The sequence below is a fragment of the Psychrobacillus lasiicapitis genome (assembly GCF_006861795.1).
GTDB classification, from domain to species: domain Bacteria; phylum Bacillota; class Bacilli; order Bacillales_A; family Planococcaceae; genus Psychrobacillus; species Psychrobacillus lasiicapitis.
Window position 1 is genome coordinate 141,830 of record NZ_VDGH01000001.1, and the last position, 17,197, is coordinate 159,026.

Here is a 17,197-nt window from a genome sequence, read left to right on the forward strand (position 1 = left end):
TTCGAAAATATATAACAGTTCAAATAACTAGCTTCTCCTATTTTTAATAAAATTCCTTTCAAAATTACTTATAAATGATGTAGAAAAGGCAATACTTTGAATATGAATTTGAAGTGGAGGAAAAATATATTGAATACAACAAGTCAAAAAATATCGATTTTTGCGCTTGGAGGCGTAAACGAAATCGGTAAAAATATGTACGTGCTACAATCGAATGACGACATTGTCGTAATCGACTGTGGCTCTAAGTTTCCTGATGAAAGTCTATTAGGGATTGATCTGATCATCCAGGATATTTCGTACTTACAAGAAAACCAAGAGAAACTTAGGGCGCTAATTGTGACACATGGACATGAAGATCATACGGGAGGCATTCCCTACTTCTTAAAGCAGCTGAATATCCCCATTTATGCTACAAATTTAACGTTAGGACTTATTGAGATTAAGTTAAAGGAGCATGGCCTATTAAGATCAACGAAGCTATTTCTAATTGATAGTGAGTCGGAACTACAGTTTGGAACGATTAGAACAACTTTTTTTAAAACTAGTCACAGTATTCCGGACTGTCTAGGTATAGCATTCCATACTTCGCAAGGTACAATCGTACACACGGGAGATTTTAAGTTCGATTGGACACCAGTTGACAGACACGGTCCTGACATTCACAAAATGGCCGCACTAGGGGAAAACGGAGTTCTGCTGCTCCTATCCGAAAGTACGAATGCGGAAAGACCAGGTTCTACTCCTTCGGAACGACTCGTTGGAGATCATATAGAAGAAGCTTTTCGTCATGCACCTAGGAAAGTCTTTATCTCTACATTCGCTTCCAATGTGCATCGAATTCAACAGATTGTCGATGCATCGATTAAGACAAATCGCAAAATTGCTTTACTTGGTCGTAGTATGGTCAATGTAGTGGCCGTTGCAATCGATCGAGGATACTTGAAAGTACCTGAGGGTATGATCATAGAAGCAAATGAAGTGAACTCGATGGACCCAGAAAAAGTGGTTATTCTATGTACAGGGAGTCAGGGAGAACCGATGGCGGCATTATCACGCTTATCAAGCTCAAACTTTAGGCAAGTAGAGGTTCTTCCGGAAGACACGGTTATTCTAGCAGCAGGTCCCATTCCGGGGAATGAACGGAGTATTTCTCGAATAGTAGATAATTTATTTCAGCTGGGAGCTAGAGTAATTTATGGTTCCGGAAGTGTTACTGGGCTACATGTCTCAGGACACGCTTGCCAGGAAGAGTTGAAACTGATGCTTACGTTAATGAAACCAAAGTATTTTGTCCCTATTCACGGCGAATACCGTATGCTTCATCAGCACAAACTTTTAGCGGAATCTGTTGGAGTCCATTCGGAAAATATTTTCATTGTAAGTAATGGAGACGTCGTAGATATTGAGAACAATGAGGCCATCCAAACAAGAAGCGTAGACGCCGGAAATGTTTTCGTTGATGGAATCGGTATTGGTGATGTGGGAGAAATCATTTTACGAGATCGCAAGGTACTTTCAGAAGACGGCATGCTGGTCATTGTTACGACGATAAGTAAATCAGCCGGAAAAATTATTTCTGGTCCTGATACAATTTCCAGAGGTTTTATATATGGACCAGAGTCTGGCGAGCTTATAAACGAAGTGAACGAAACCGTGCAAGCCACTATTCATAAAATGAAAGATAAAAATAGAAATCAACGTGTACTAAAACAAAGCATCAAAAAATCAGTGGAGCAGCTCCTCTATTCTCGCACAAAGCGGAAGCCAATGATCCTTCCGATTATGATCGAAGTGTGATATCTCATGGAGGAAGATACAAAAGATTTACTGCAGAGAGGTTATAAGAAATATACCGGTCATGAAGTAGATGTCTATTTCCATACAGGTAAATGCACACATGCTGCCAATTGTCTAAAATATTTACCCTCTACCTTCAACATGAATAGAAAGCCTTGGATACTGCCTGATGCCGCCCTTAGGGAAGACGTAAAAAGAGTAATCGCAACCTGTCCTAGCGAAGCGTTGTTATATGTTGAAAAAAATGACTCATTCTTCGTTTAAGAATGCCAGCCAACTTGGTTGAGAGGAACGATAAAGGGATACTGTGGAGTAGTTATCGCCTTCTCTTCCCAGGTGAGCTTGTTATTTTGAGAAACTGGTTGCTTTCCCAAGTAATTTGGTTGCCCTTATGCTGATTTAGTTGCTTAACTAATACAATTGGTTGATTTCTATGACTGGTTGATTGCTTTTAGCCATTAAATGGATAATATGGTTGCGAGATAATTTCTTTTATAGCTATGTTGCTTAGTAAAAAGCGCAACGTTTCAGTCTGTACTAGCAACATTGTCCTTCATACGTGCAACGTTAGTTTCGATTTGCGCAATGTTAATAACTAATGCACAATAAGTCATCTTGGTTTCATACAAGTAATACTTGTTATTTTATGAGGTGCATGCTCTCTCCCCCATTTAGTTGCATTCCAAGTAGATTCGATTGCTTTCATTGAACAATCTAATGCTCTCAACCATTTATTGCTTATAGGTAGTAGAATAAGCAAGCGAAATTCATAGCTGGTATCTCATTCAACTTGCAAAGGCGCAGAACCCTTATAGTATAGTGCACTATTCTTCTTTAGTTTCCTGTCCGAAAAAAAAGCTACTGTTTTTTTTGCAGTAGCGTTTTACTATTTATAATGTAATCGCACCAGTCAACACTGCTGCAATCGTCATGACAACGCAAGTACCAAAAGCCCATTTAAACAAGAATTTTTGATGTTCACCAAAGTTAACCCCAACTAACCCGATTAGGATAAAAGTAGCTGGCACTAATGGTGACAGCGGGAATCCGGCAGTTGAATGCCCTAATAATGCAGCTCGTCCGATTTCTACTGGATCAATTCCAAAACCAGCTGCTGTTTCACTTAGGATAGGAAGAATACCAAAGTAGTAAGCGTCTGGAGAAAATACAAGGCCCATTGGAATACTAGTTAGTGCAACAATAACAGGCATATGGCTTCCAAGCGACTCGGGGATTACCGAAACAAGCGTTGCGGCCATCGCGTCCATCATGCCAGTTCCACTGAAAATGCCTGTAAAAATTCCTGCTGCAAAAACCATTGTACTAATCATGACAAAGTTGTTTGCATGGCGTAAAATCTGATCTTGTTGTTTTTGTGCATCCGGGAAGTTAACTACTAACGCAATGGCAAATGCTGTGGCAAATAAGATAGCGATTGGCAATATATCCATTACAAGTAAAGCCATTAATACGATCGTTAAGAAAAGATTAAACCAATAAATTTTAGAAACGCCTTTTTGTTCAACAGTAGTTGCTGCTAATTCTGCTATAGAAGAAGCTGGCTCTTCTAACACAATTACTCCAAGTCTTGCCCTTTCCTTCTTCCCTAACAAATAAGCAGAAAATAACGTCCACAGTAACCCAGCAATCATCACGGGGATTAACGGGATAAATAGATCGGCAACTTCCACTTGAAGACTCGCTGCTGCTCGAACGAGCGGTCCACCCCAAGGAATGATATTCATAACCCCTGCTGCCAATGCTACTACGCAGGCTAGCACTAATCGACTCATCCCAAGTCGTATGTATAAAGGAAGCATGGCAGTAACAGATACCATAAACGTGGAAGAACCATCTCCATCTAAACCTACCAGTATAGTAATAACCGCAGTAGCCAAAACTACCTTCAATGGATCCCCTTTTACAAGCGCTAAAATTCGATTAATCATTGGATCAAATAAGCCGACGTCAATCATTAACCCAAAATACAAGATAGCAAAAACAATCATGACTGCAGTAGGAGTAACTTTGAGGATACCTGCCATCATCATCTCGCCCATCTCAGGACCAAATCCTGCAATCAGCGCAAACACAATAGCTACCCCAATAAAAGCTACTACTACAGAGAGTCGCTTAGTAATTACTAAAACCAAAAAAGTAACAATCATCAAAAAACCTAACAAAGCCAACATAAACACTAATTCCCCTCTAGTACGTGCGTCGAATCACGAATTTTCTATGTATATGCAATATATTTTATAAAGTATACACAATTAAGTCAAGTTTAATTTTTTAGAAAATTGTCAACAATATGTTGGTACATCTTATATTATTTAGCTACAGGGGAAATTACATAAATAAGTATAGATATTCACTTAAAAGTCTATTCTATAAACTAAGCAACGAATGAGAGGAGCTACTATTCCACATGAAATTTAAACTACCTTTCAAAAAAAAACAGCAACAGCAACCATATAAAGAAATGAATGCCGTCAAAGAAAAAGTAGAATTGATTGCTCCTTCTGAAAATGACTTTACTCAATTAATAAAAGATACTACCAATAATCCAGCTGATCTAGTCATTAAATCTATTCCACCGAATCTAACCCTTATTTACATAAATAATTTAGTAAATGATCAGACTTTAAACGAGCATATTATAACGAATCTACAAAATAATTTTTTTGAAACGCCAGAAGCCATTTGGCCTATTCTTTCGATTCCAGAGGTGAATATATCTAGTCAGCTAGAGGAAACAATAGCTTCACTTTTAAATGGAAGTGTTCTTATATATGTGAATGGTTATTCACAAGTGGTGTTGGCACCTATACCTAAACGAGAATCTCGGAGTTTATCAACACCTGAGAATGAATCACAAGTAATTGGTGCGCAGGTCGGGTTCAATGAAAGTCTTTCCACTAATATATCTTTGATTCGTCGCTATATTATAAGTCCCAATCTGTGTAATGAAGAATTGAAGGTTGGAAAGCGTACACATACTTCCCTTTCTCTTCTATATATGAACGGCATTGCTTCTGATCAAATGGTTAATACACTTCGCCAAAGGATACAAGATGTGGATGTGGACTCTTTACTAGATAGCGCCGTACTTCTTGAAATGATTGATGACAACACGCTTTCGCCTTTTCCTCAAATGCTTTTAACAGAAAGACCAGACAGATTTTGTGATGGTCTTTTAAATGGTAAATTGGGGATCATAGTCGAGGGCAGCTCCCTTGCAATAGTTTGTCCTATAGCGTTTGTTGAATTCTTTGAGAGTAGAGAAGATCAAAATTTACGATGGCAAGTAGCCACATTTGCTCGCTTACTAAGATTTACTGCAATTTTTCTCTCTGTTTTTCTAACACCTATCTATGTAGGCGCGCTTACATTTCATTATGAAGTAATACCCCAGGCCCTCTTAGTTCCATTGAGTGAATCGAGGGCGTTAGTCCCTTTCCCGCCTGTATTTGAAGCATTACTTCTTGAGTTGATCATTGAATTGCTGAGAGAAGCTGGGGCAAGATTACCTACAAAGATTGGTCAAACAATTGGTATAGTAGGGGGTATAGTTATTGGGACAGCAGCCGTACAAGCAGGAATTACGAGTAATATTTTACTTATTTTTGTTGCTTTAAGTGCACTAGCTTCCTTTACAACACCAAGTTATACGATGGGGAATGTCATCCGGCTCATACGTTTCCCTATCATTTTAATCGCTGGATTTTGGGGATTTTATGGAATAATGCTTGCCTTTTGTTTTATACTCATCCATCTTTTACGTCAATCAAGCTTGGGAGCACCCTATTTGTCTCCTTATTATCCACCAAGGCTGAAAGATATGCGGGATAGCATTATCAAATTTCCCTTGCCATTTGTAGCGAAAAGAGCGTCCCTCACAAGACCGGCTGATCAAGAGAAATTCGATCCTGAACCTGTAAAACCGGAAAAAAGCTGAACTGAAGGTGGAATAAATGAAAAGTTCTATACAATTTAGCCCGAAAGATATGATTAATGCTTCTTTAGTTTTTTTTGTAGTGCATAGCGCTCAAATCGGGGTTGGTATTCATGGATTTCAGCGTGTTGTCTATCAAGATGCAGAAAAAGATGCCTGGATTTCTGTTCTTATTGCAGGTCTGGCCACTCATATCGTCGCTTTATGTATGATCAAAACATTAGAAATATACGGGACCAACGATCTTTATGGAATCCATCAAGAAGTTTACGGAAAATGGATTGGAAATTTCTTTAATGTTATTTATATATTGTATTGTGGTATCGCATTTTTCTCTGTCTTGCGAAATTATATTGAAGTTATTCAGACATGGATTTTTCCCGGATTAGCTACGTGGTTTCTTTCTGCGACTTTAATAATAATTATTATATATGCATTTTCAGGAGGACTTCGGGTAATTGTTGGCGTTTCTTTTTTTAGTATTATGCTCGCTTTATGGATTATCCCAATGCTATTGTTTCCTTTAAAATATGCATATACAGAGGCTCTGTACCCAATGTTAGAAGAGGATATAAGTGCTATTTTAAAAGGCGCAAAATCGATGGCCTTCACGATTATAGGATTTGAAATAATTCAAATTATATATCCTTTTGTAAAAGATAAAGAAAATGTAAAAAAGAATGTACATTTTAGCTTGTTATTCACAACAGTCATTTATCTCATTGTAATGCTCGTCTCTCTCACATATTATAGTGAAGGAAAGTTAGAGAAAACGATCTGGGCAACATTGACTTTATTCAGCTTTATTAGTTTTCCTTTTATGGAACGATTTGAATTTGTGGCAATTTGTTTTTGGATGTTGATCATCCTACCGAACCTATGTCTTTATTTATGGGCTGCTTATCGCGGTGCACAAAGAGTTATTAAGATTAGTGGAACAAAATTTGTTTGGATTTTTTCCCTCGTTGTATTTATAGCGACAATGTTTATACAAAGTAGGACCCAAATAAATATGATTAATACCCAATTTGGAAATATAGCTTTTTATATAATCTTTGTCTATCCTATAATTTTATTGTTCATAGTGATGCTGAAAAAGAAATTTACATCAAAGAAGGAGCAAAGTGATGAAAAAGTTTAGGATCTATTTTGTTCTTCTTTTTCTAGTCAGCATTTTAGTCGGGTGTACAGAAACAAATATATTGGATCGGGTAGGATTAACCACTTTAGTAGGCTATGATGTCGGGACAGAAGAAAGAATTTCAACAACTGCGGTTGTTAGAGAAATAAACCCTGAATTTCAAAGTAATGTTGAAGTGATTACAACGGAAAACGAAACAAGTAAAGGAAATAGATTGAAAGCCAATCGAAGATTATCCAAAAAAATTACGATCGGTCAAATGCGAGTCGTTTTGTTTGGCGAAGAAGTGGCAAAAGGTGACCTTCACTTTTACATAGACTCCCTCCTCGAAAATCCGTCTGTTAGTAATGGGCTGTATTTGGCAGTTGTCGAAGGAGACACTTCCGAATTACTTCAACATGAATATAAAAATATAGATGATATTGGTCAACATATCTATAGATTAATGGAACAAAATATAAAAAATGAACACATGATTTCTTCTACCTTGCATGAAATTGCACACGATTACTATATGAAGGGCAAAGATATTGCGATGCCTATTATAAAACGAGAGGAAGAATTCGTCGAATTGACAGGTGTTGCCTTATTCAATGGTGGTAAAATGGTAAGCGCACTTCCAGTGGAAGATAGCTTTTATCTGAAAATCATGAGAGATAGTTTTAAGGCAGGCATATTTGAAACTATCTTACCAAAAGAGGATATCCCTCCCGCTTTGATGAAAGACACGATTACCGAAATGCCAGTAGCGTTTGATGCAATTCGCTCAAAAAGAACATTGAAGTTAGTGGATCCGGCTACCCCCGAGTTTGACGTACAGTTAAAAATTAAAGCAAGACTATTAGAAGTACATCCTAACATAAACACAGGAGATCCAAAAGTAATCGAAGGACTTGAAAGTGCGGTAAGTAAAAATTTATCAAAAGAGCTAACAAGGATTGTTGCTCAATCCCAAAGCGTTCAATCGGATATCTTTGGCTTTGGCGATACATATAGAAGCTCGGTGAGAAACTCTGAGTTGACGAAAGAGAAATGGCATGAAATGTATAAAAATATGAAGATAAATGTAAAGGTTAAGTTTGAAATACTTAGAGATGGCGTTTTTGAGTAAGCAAATTACTCACCATTAAGATGTTGACCAATCATGACCGATAAAAAATGTTGAAAGAATACATTATAATTTAAATCAAAAGCAATTCGATGTGTTTTATTTTTGTTCGATTTTTGCGTATTGGAATGATGATTCTCCACAATGCTTTGCCCTCTCGCAGGACTTCCAAGGTCAAGTACGATACTGATGGGATATGATTTAAAGGTGAACATTTCAGGGTGTATTACCGCCATTAATGTTACAACATCATGGACAGGTGCGCCTTGTAAAGAAGGATCACGTTCCTGATAAAAGCGAGTATAATATTCCATCAATGATTTAAGGATTTTAGTTTTCCCAAATTGGTCGATATAATCTACCATGCCAGGTGTAACAATCGCCTTTTGTGTTGCATTTAACGGAATAATCGTGACATTATTGGCGTAAGTTAGCACAATATTCACAGCAATCGGATCCCCATAAAAATTTGCTTCCGCAACGGTTGTTACATTTCCTGGTACACCAAAAGCTCCACCCATAATATAATACTCCTCAATATTATTCATCAATTCCCTGTAGAGAATAAACATTGTTGCTAAAGAAGTAAGTCGACCAATATTGACAATTACTAAATCATTCTTGTAATTTTCTATGACTTTCACTATTTCAAAAAAATTTTCAAGTTCAAATTCTTGATCGTCGTTGGGAATAATAGGTCCTAATCCATGTTCTCCATGAATCTCTGGATAAAAAGCTGGCTGCTCCCCCGTTAAGGGCACATCCGCCCCATGTATAATAGGGATAAAATTAGGATAGTCAAATACTTTTGTTAAGTAGTGAATATTAGAAACTGCATCCTCTCTTGATACATTCCCATAATCGGCTACTATTCCTACAATCTCTACCTCTTTATTTAAGCTTGCGTAAATGAGAGCGACTGTGTCATCAATGCCTATATCTCCAAATAATAATACCTTCTTTCCCAAGGAGATCCCTCAACTTTCTATTTTTCAATTTTATTTTAATATACTATGCGGTTGTAGTTTGTCTTTATTCTGGTTACTAACATGTCCTTCATTTGCTACTTAAAGAAAAATCATTAAATGAGTTAACATAATATAATTATATAACTCCCCTTTATCTTAGCATTTCTATTTTAAGATGATTAAATTATCCGAAGACTCTTGCTTTACAGCTTTGCTAATGTAAAATATAAAGGAATGAAACAATCCTCCATACATTAGATAAAGGAGTAATTTATGTTAACGAAAAAACAATTAGAAGATATTGACCAACTTCAACAAGAATGTGAAAAGCATGATAACATCCAACTGAAGTTAAATTGGGAAATGCTTAGAAATCGTACTTCCACTCAATTGGACTTCTTTCAATATGAAAATGATGAGTTAGTAGCCTTTTTGGGGTTATATCCGTTCGGGTCTACTATAGAAGTATGTGGTATGGTAAAGCCTATAGAACGGCGAAAGGGAAATTTCGCAAGACTATTTCAACAAGCAATGACGATTGCTAAGCAACCTCAATTTAATAAAATCTTATTAAATGCGCCAACAAGTTCTACAGAAGCAAAACTGTTCTTAAAAACAATTGGTGCAAATTATGTACTCACAGAGCATCAAATGAAGTGGAAAGAAAAACTTTTGGATGAAGTAAGTGGCTTTTCTTTGCGACAAGCAAATGAAAAGGATTTAGAAATGCGCGTTCGATTGGATGTGGAAGCATTTGGTTTAACGAAAGAAGACGCACATGCAATGGAAAGCAGAATCAATGGAGATAGTGACAATGCTATGTACATGATTGATGTGAATGAAGAAACGGTCGGAAAAATTCGAGTGAAAAAAGAAAATGGAGAAGCATGGATCTATGGTTTTTCCATTCTACCTACCCATCAAGGAAATGGTATTGGCCGGAAAGTAATACAAAAAGTAGTGAAAGAACAATCGACATCAGGTCACTCTGTACATCTTGAGGTTGAAACAACTAATGCAAATGCACTTAAGCTGTATGAATCGGTTGGTTTTGTCGTCATACATGCCCAAGATTACTATAGTTATAATTGAATAATAATTTCTACCCTGCTATTAATTGTTTAAATTAACTAGCAGGGTTTTTTTGATTGAATAGATTTACATTTCTTCCTCCCAATCCTTCTTCAACATTCCATAAACTACATGGTCAACATAATGATCATACAACCACTCTGATTGACGAATACACCCTTCTTCTGTGAAACCTAGTCTTTCAGGGATTGCTCTACTTTTTTTGTTTTCGACAGCAGCACGAATTTCTACTCTGTTTAATTTCAAGTCGTTTAGTGCGTAATCGACAAAGGCTTTAACCGATTTGGTCATTAAACCTGAACCAACATAATCATCTCCAAGCCAGTAACCAATACTAGTTGATTTATTACTCCAGTTAATGTGATGAAATCCAAGAACACCAGCAAGCTTTCCATCATACCAAATTCCTGCCTGCACTCCATTATTTTCACTAAATTGTTTCATCGTTGACTGGATAAAGTTTTGTGTATCTGCAACGGTCTTGGTGAAATCGATGAATGGTAGCCATTCTCTCAAGCTATCTTTTGAGCCAATTGTTAAATCGAACAAATGTTCAGCATCCCGTAAATCGAGCATTTTTAGTTTTGTTTTCTCGTCAATATCGTATGTAAACAAAGTAAGCCCCCCTAAAATAGATTAATCTGCTATCACTTCCTTATTATATCAAACATTCAGAAACTAAAAACAATAATTTAGTTTACATAATAATATTATGTATTTCTTCGTCGATTAGAGTGTTCACAAATGTATTTCTGTATTGATAGATGGAAGAAATATCTATACACTAAATTTATAAAGAAAATGGGGTGAGAAAAACAACTTATGAATACAAACACAGAAAAAAGAACGTTCTTTCAATGGCTAAATTTTTTGATTCCGTACTTTTATACAGCAGGAATCACTCTTATTTTAGCGTGGATGATCATAGCATCGATCCTAATAGGTTTCACTACATTGAAAGATAATCCGAAAGCTTTTTTTCTACAAACTGAAAATACTAGCAATAACAATCAGTCTATTCATACACCCGAAGCAGATATAAATGTCAGCAATCAACCAGAGAAACAAACAGCATTTTCAATTATTGTTCAACCTTTTGTGGAATCGAATTTCAATCAAATCATTTTTCGCGGACTCTTCTTACTTTTCATTTGGTTGCTTTTATTTCTAACGATACCTGTTGCTTTTAAACGATTAAAACGATTTAAGTTTTTAAATCTTGAATTTGAGGTAGATAATATTGAACTTGCGGCAATAGAAACTGTTGAAATAAGCGGAACTAAAGCACGGCTTATGGCATATTTCACTGGGGATGATGCATCTGGAAGAACGTTTGATTTTTTGTCTCAATCTACAATAGACTTTAAAGAAGTATTAGAATATTTCCTAGCTGAAACACAACTTGGATACAAAAATCATCCTATAAATGGTATATTTACGTATAAAATATATAATAGTACAGCACCTGAAAAATTGCATGATCTAGTAGAGGAATCCAAAGAATCTGGCGAAGCGGCGGTTTGTAATAAAATCGATGAAGATAATTTATTAAAGAAAAGCTATCTTATATTCTATTTTCCTTATAATCACACTGAATATATTACTGTAATTGAAAGTTATTCCTATTCGTTTGACATTTTAGACAAGTATTTATTTGAACTGCTTCATAAAACTATAAGTAAAAATCTCGAAAATATCGAATATATGGTTGCCTTGACAAACACTAATGAGAGTACGAACGTAGAATAACTTCTCTTGACCTATTGCAAAAAAATAATGTACTATAGAGAAAAGGAGTGATATATATGGTAAATGTCAAAACTCCAATTAATACCGATGAAGTTAAAGAACGTGCAGCAAGGAATTTGAGCCGATTTAGCGCAAAACAAAAATCTAAAAATGTGAAAAATATAACTGGTGATATCGTTAAGCCAATCCAATTAAGTAAGTCAGAACCATTAGTAAGACGAATGACGAACTTTCAAAAAAGTAATTGATGATAACCCGCTCTTTAAAGCGGGTGTTTTTTATTATGTCTTAAACTTTTCGAATGTTTTTTGGCTATTTCTTGCATAATCGGGGAGGATCCAACTAAATCAGCTGCATGTTTTATTGGCAAACTTCGCAGATTTAATTCACTTATGCTTTTAAATTTTTCTCCTTTTAAATACCTTTTGTAAATTTCCGATATCTTCAAGGTACGACGCCTCCTTTTCCATTAACTTTTCCGTATGCGTATATTGTAGTATATTCCCTTCTTTCTAAATGTTATTCAAATCGTCGAGAAAAGCTTTTACATTGTAAATTTTGAGTTCTCTGTAGTGAAACGTGGATGGTGGATTAACAACTTTACGGAATCTCAATAAGAAAAAAGAAAAATTGTGCCCTTTACTTATATGTCATCCCAACTCGCAGACCAATGAAATGACGTCTAAGTGTGTGGGCCGATGAATCGAGCTTTCACTTCAGCTCAAGCATCGACCATAACAGACACTGTAGTCGCACCATTTATTTATTAATTACTTTACATAATATAATTATATTAACCTAATTGATTAAAAGGATTATTTTCAATTACCTGTTGTATTTCTTTATCCTCCACATGTGTATAAATTTGGGTCGTGGAAACACTGGTATGACCAAGTATATGCTGCAAACTACGGATATCAGCTCCATTTTTGTACATTATCGTAGCTGAAGTATGTCTGAGCTTATGTGGAGTTAGTTTCTCTTTGTTCAAACCAGAATCCGCATTTATTTGTTTTACAATCTTGGCGACTGTTTGACGAGTTAACCTTGTCCCTTTTTGAGATAAGAATAAGGCTTCGTTTGTATTTGCCCCTTGTATGTACTTGCGTTCCTTTAACATATAAACTTCAAGCGATTGAATGCAAACATTGTTTAAGAAGACTGTTCGTTCCTTGTCTCCCTTCCCTATTACATGCAATATTCTATCCTGAATCGAATTTAAGTTTAAACTACATAACTCCGATACACGGAGTCCTAAGTTTAAAAAGAACATAATCATCGCGTAATTACGATAGTAATGATTATTTCTTTTAATGCCTTTGATAAAAATTTCCGCATCTTCTTGGTTCATATAAATCGGTTTTTTCTTCCCGATTTTTGGTGTTTCCAATTCATCTGCTACATTCTCTTCTATTAATCTTCTTTTCCCTTTTAAATATTTGAAGAATGATTTTATGGTTGCTGCTTTTCGTGCTCTCGTTGCCGCACTGTTTCCTCGTTTCACTTCACAGAATTCCAAAAATAAGTATATGTCTTCTAAAGAAATTTCGCGGATAAAGTCGATCGATATATCTTTTAGATCTATGTCTTCCATTTTGGCAGGATCAATATCATTTTCTAGCGCTTTTAAAAAGCGCAGAAACAAAACGATATCATATTCGTATTCTTTTCGTGTTCGCATCGATTTTCCTTTTATAGTTGTTAAATATACTAAAAAGTCTTTTACTATTTTCGGCATTTATTCCACCTCTTCCTCTCCTAGTTTATCACAAAATAAGGTTCCCAAATATGAATTTGGGAACCTTATTGGAATTTAAGTAGATTTTCATAAAAAAATTCCCTACCCATCAATCTTTTTAATAATAAATGGAATAAATTAGGGATGCTTCAAATTCGCTCTTAGAGGCGTTTATCTTTTTATTTGTGTGTAATTGTAGGTAAACGGCTTTAAAAATTAACGTGTTGAAAGTAAATGAAGAACGATTTATAGCTACTTTAAAAATGAAGGCATTGTATTCAATTCATTAGAACTCGCGGATAGGAACTTCGTTCATTTGAGCTACGGTCCTTTCGTACTTACTGAGTAATAGCTATTTTTATAGTGCCACTTCACTTAATTGAAATATCTATAAAATATTGAATACACAAAAAGACCGAACAGTGCATCTAACGGTCTTTTTGCAATTAAATTCAAACATTACTTTTTGAATTATATGGTATATCCATTAAATTATTTGATTCTTTTTGTATCAATCATTCCACACCTGCATTAAAAAACTTGGCAGCCCCCAACTTGTTAGCTCCTCATCTGCAATTTTAGATTATCGGTGCATATTTTAAATAGAAGGAACTCCTTCTTTGAGATACACTAATTCTCCTTTCAAAAAGGTTGCTTCGACAGATATTTTATCAATTTCATCGGGAGATACTTCTAATATATCTTTGTTTAACACAATAAAGTCTGCACGATAACCTTCTTTTAACTGACCAACATTTGGGAGGCGAGTAATGTATTGAGCACCTCTTGTATAGAGTTCAATTGCAGTTTCGACATCAATTTTTTCGGTATCACCTGTATTCGTACCATCATAAGCAACACGAGTTACAGCAGATTTGATACCAACAAAAGGATTTACTGGATCTGCCCATGCAGTGGCTGGAGCATCAGAGGAAAACGCTACTGGAATACCCGAATTTAACATTGATTTAATTGGATAGGTTGTTTTGGTTCGATCAGAACCTAAATTTTTCAGATAACTTTCAATTTCTGCATATAAAAAAATAGGTTGCGGAACAAAAGCGATACCCATTTCTGCCGCACGATCTATAGCCTGCATTGTAGGCATAGCGGCGTGTTCGATACGAATGGACGGACCATCTTGAAGCCAAGCTTCTTTTCCATAAAATGTGTTCACGATTAAATCAATCGCCTGTTCGCCCATTGCATGGACCACCAATTGCACACCATGTTTTTTGGCATGCTCAGCCGCTTCTAACAGTTCATTTTCTGAAGTAGTTGAAATACCGTAGTTATCTTCTTCACCAAGAAAAGGTGGATTGACCCACGCTGTTCTTCCTGATACACTTCCATCTGCAAATAGTTTCACTCCACCAATATGAATAGGATTTTTCCGATCCGTGTTTTCGTCATTTAAAATAGGATTCATTTTTAAATCATGCCACATATAATATAAAACAACATTTTGAGTTAAACCTTTATCTCTTGCTAGTGTATATATATCTACATAATCCATCGGTTTATGGCTAGCCATAAGGTCTGTGATTGCTGTAATACCGTGTGCATATAAAGATTGTGTCAGCTCAGCAAGTCGAGAAGCATTCTCTTCCATGGAAAGCTGTGGCATTTTATTTAACACTAATAATCTAGCACTTTCTCGTAATATGCCAGTTGGTTCGCCATTCTTATCTCGGTCGATTTTTCCCCCAGCAGGGTCAGGTGTATCTTTACTAATACCAGCTATTGAAAGTGCTTTACTATTCACAGAAATGATATGTCCACATGTACGGGTAACGACAATTGGCTTGTCTATAGAAACTTTATCTAAATCCTGTCGGTTTGGCGCCCGTCCCTCTTTAAGCTTACCTTCGTCATAACCCCAACCTTCAATCCAATCTTCCTCAATCATTGTCCTAAATTCACGGATCATGTCCTCTACGGAATAAACTAACGGAGGAGTACATGCAATTTGTTTAGAAAAATTAGCAAGTAATAGGGGATGCATATGTGCATCAATAATTCCCGGTAACACTCGGCGCCCCTTTAAGTCAATTACCACTTCTTCAAAGTTTTGAATTTCCTCTTGGTTACCTATCCATTCAATATTACCATTTTGAATAATCATCGCATTCGCATATTTTTTTTCCATATTGGACGTAAAAATTTTACCGTTAATAAACATTAGTTTTTTCATTTCCATGATGTAAGTCTCCTTTATATTTCTAGTTTAGATTATTCAACCTCTACAGAATGAAGAGTATCTGCAGGGTTATTTTTTGGACCAATAATTATATAAAGAATACTACCAACAATAAATCCGACAATTGCTGGTACTAACCAACTAAAACCATCTGAACTTAAAGGTAATTTTGCAATAATGTCAGTCAAAAAAGGAATCGTTAATCCTAATGAGGCTATCGTTTCAAATAGACTTACGATAAACGTTAATAAAATAGCTCCTTGGTAAGATCCTGGATTTGGAACGAAATGACGGAAAGTTCCTAAAATCACTAATACAATTGCAACTGGATATAATGCTGTAAAGATTGGCATTGCATAAGTGATAGCTCCAACGCCAGCAGAACCTATTCCCATACCAACAATACATACAACAGCAACCCATATACGATAGCTTAGTTTGTTTTTCGTTAAGTCATTCAAGAAATCAGCGATTACCGTAATTACTCCGATAGCGGAAGTTAAACACGCTAATGCAATTGCTGCTGCTAGAGCAATAGAACCAAAATTCCCAAGAGATAATTCTATTAAGTTTGATACTAAAGCAGTGTCTTCAATACCACCTTGGAAAAAACCACTACCTGAAGCTCCAAGAAATAATAATCCCCCATATATAACTAATAATCCTAAACCAGCGATAAGCGTTCCTGTTATAGCCATCGAACGGGCTTGCCTTCCTTTATAACCAAAAGCAGTTATTGCAGCTATAAAGATAGGTGCGCAAAAAATTCCAGTTACGACATCTCCAGTTTGATAAGCACTTATAAAAGCATTGGAGAAAGCATTATTTATTTCTGTAACAACTGGTACACCGATTGGATCAAAAATACCTTTTCCCACAATAAGCAAAAGTGCTATAACTAACACAGGTGTGAGAATTTTACCTATTTTATCTATAACATTAGATTTATCCATAGCAAAATAAAAACAAATGGCAAAAAACACAATAATCGTGACTAGAGAGGGAACCTTTGGAAACAGCTGGTGAACCCCTAACTCATGCGTTGTTGCAGACATACGTGGAATAGTCACGAACATTCCAATACCAACCATTAATAATAAATTAAACACTTTATAAAACCATGGACTAATCGGTCTTGTTAAATCTTCAAATTTTCCTCCTGCATTTAAAATGGCAACGACTGCTAAAAGTGGTAAAACAATGCCTGTGATACAAAACCCTATTAATGCGAACACCCATTCAGTGCCAGAAACATTTCCAATAGACGCTGGGAATATTAAATTACCAGCACCAAAAAATATCGCAAATAATGCGGATCCCACTATCATGCTATGTTGAATAGATTTTTTCATTCCATTTCCCCTCTTCTCTTTCTATCCCCATTGAAAACCCTTACAAAATAATTGACTTTTTAAGCATCTAATTGTAGAAGTCAATGTTTTAATT

15 protein-coding genes are annotated in these 17,197 nt (G+C 35.9%); 8 read left to right on the plus strand and 7 right to left on the minus strand.

Going from position 1 to position 17,197, the window contains the following annotated elements; translation table 11 throughout:
* Positions 1 to 102 precede the first annotated feature (102 nt).
* Together FG382_RS00740 and FG382_RS00745 are read left to right on the plus strand one after the other, a co-directional pair.
* Positions 103 to 1,800, plus strand: a complete 1,698-nt coding sequence (locus tag FG382_RS00740) for a ribonuclease J (RefSeq protein WP_142537385.1) — start codon at positions 103 to 105, stop codon at positions 1,798 to 1,800.
* Positions 1,801 to 1,806: 6 nt separating this feature from the next.
* A complete protein-coding gene (locus FG382_RS00745) occupies positions 1,807 to 2,064 on the plus strand; it encodes a (4Fe-4S)-binding protein (protein ID WP_142536966.1) in 258 nt (85 codons plus the stop codon).
* A 626-nt stretch (positions 2,065 to 2,690) separates the two neighbouring features.
* Here the strand turns inward: FG382_RS00745 and FG382_RS00750 are convergent.
* Positions 2,691 to 3,992 carry a CitMHS family transporter gene (locus tag FG382_RS00750; protein WP_142536967.1) on the minus strand — a complete coding sequence of 434 codons (1,302 nt, stop codon included), beginning with the start codon at positions 3,990 to 3,992 and terminating at the stop codon, positions 2,691 to 2,693.
* 236 nt (positions 3,993 to 4,228) lie between these two features.
* Between FG382_RS00750 and FG382_RS00755 the strand changes: the two genes are divergently transcribed.
* From FG382_RS00755 to FG382_RS00765, 3 genes are read left to right on the plus strand one after another with little or no spacing between them, the layout of a single operon-like run.
* Complete coding sequence (locus FG382_RS00755) at positions 4,229 to 5,758, plus strand: spore germination protein (RefSeq protein WP_142536968.1); 1,530 nt, start codon at positions 4,229 to 4,231, stop codon at positions 5,756 to 5,758.
* 16 nt (positions 5,759 to 5,774) lie between these two features.
* A complete protein-coding gene (locus tag FG382_RS00760) occupies positions 5,775 to 6,896 on the plus strand; it encodes a GerAB/ArcD/ProY family transporter (RefSeq protein ID WP_142536969.1) in 1,122 nt (373 codons plus the stop codon).
* Positions 6,883 to 8,007: a Ger(x)C family spore germination protein gene (locus tag FG382_RS00765; protein WP_142536970.1), complete on the plus strand. Its 1,125-nt coding sequence runs from the start codon at positions 6,883 to 6,885 to the stop codon at positions 8,005 to 8,007. The genes FG382_RS00760 and FG382_RS00765 overlap by 14 nt, the downstream gene beginning before the upstream one ends.
* 5 nt (positions 8,008 to 8,012) lie before the next feature.
* Here FG382_RS00765 and FG382_RS00770 read toward each other — a convergent pair whose 3' ends face one another.
* Positions 8,013 to 8,972, minus strand: coding sequence for a nucleoside hydrolase (locus FG382_RS00770; RefSeq protein WP_142536971.1), 960 nt, complete (start codon positions 8,970 to 8,972; stop codon positions 8,013 to 8,015).
* Between the two features lie 273 nt (positions 8,973 to 9,245).
* Here FG382_RS00770 and FG382_RS00775 point away from each other — a divergent pair, with 273 nt between their 5' ends.
* Complete coding sequence (locus FG382_RS00775) at positions 9,246 to 10,064, plus strand: GNAT family N-acetyltransferase (RefSeq protein WP_142536972.1); 819 nt, start codon at positions 9,246 to 9,248, stop codon at positions 10,062 to 10,064.
* A 66-nt stretch (positions 10,065 to 10,130) separates the two neighbouring features.
* On the opposite strand, the gene FG382_RS00780 is transcribed toward FG382_RS00775, so the two are convergent.
* Positions 10,131 to 10,679, minus strand: coding sequence for a GNAT family N-acetyltransferase (locus FG382_RS00780; protein WP_142536973.1), 549 nt, complete (start codon positions 10,677 to 10,679; stop codon positions 10,131 to 10,133).
* A gap of 255 nt (positions 10,680 to 10,934) precedes the next feature.
* Between FG382_RS00780 and FG382_RS00785 the strand changes: the two genes are divergently transcribed.
* Together FG382_RS00785 and FG382_RS00790 are read left to right on the plus strand one after the other, a co-directional pair.
* Complete coding sequence (locus FG382_RS00785) at positions 10,935 to 11,813, plus strand: hypothetical protein (protein WP_211356352.1); 879 nt, start codon at positions 10,935 to 10,937, stop codon at positions 11,811 to 11,813.
* Between the two features lie 56 nt (positions 11,814 to 11,869).
* Positions 11,870 to 12,061: a hypothetical protein gene (locus FG382_RS00790; protein WP_142536975.1), complete on the plus strand. Its 192-nt coding sequence runs from the start codon at positions 11,870 to 11,872 to the stop codon at positions 12,059 to 12,061.
* A 14-nt stretch (positions 12,062 to 12,075) separates the two neighbouring features.
* Here FG382_RS00790 and FG382_RS22865 read toward each other — a convergent pair whose 3' ends face one another.
* The 4 genes from FG382_RS22865 to brnQ all read right to left on the minus strand — a co-directional run bounded on the left by FG382_RS22865 (position 12,076) and on the right by brnQ (position 17,103).
* The gene (locus tag FG382_RS22865; protein ID WP_211356353.1) at positions 12,076 to 12,261 is read right to left on the minus strand and encodes a hypothetical protein; all 186 of its coding nucleotides are present in this window, start codon (positions 12,259 to 12,261) and stop codon (positions 12,076 to 12,078) included.
* Positions 12,262 to 12,606: 345 nt separating this feature from the next.
* The gene (locus FG382_RS00795; RefSeq protein ID WP_142536976.1) at positions 12,607 to 13,551 is read right to left on the minus strand and encodes a tyrosine-type recombinase/integrase; all 945 of its coding nucleotides are present in this window, start codon (positions 13,549 to 13,551) and stop codon (positions 12,607 to 12,609) included.
* Positions 13,552 to 14,149: 598 nt separating this feature from the next.
* Positions 14,150 to 15,751 carry an amidohydrolase gene (locus tag FG382_RS00800; protein WP_229677329.1) on the minus strand — a complete coding sequence of 534 codons (1,602 nt, stop codon included), beginning with the start codon at positions 15,749 to 15,751 and terminating at the stop codon, positions 14,150 to 14,152.
* A 32-nt stretch (positions 15,752 to 15,783) separates the two neighbouring features.
* Complete coding sequence (gene brnQ / locus FG382_RS00805) at positions 15,784 to 17,103, minus strand: branched-chain amino acid transport system II carrier protein (protein ID WP_142536977.1); 1,320 nt, start codon at positions 17,101 to 17,103, stop codon at positions 15,784 to 15,786.
* Positions 17,104 to 17,197: the final 94 nt, after the last annotated feature.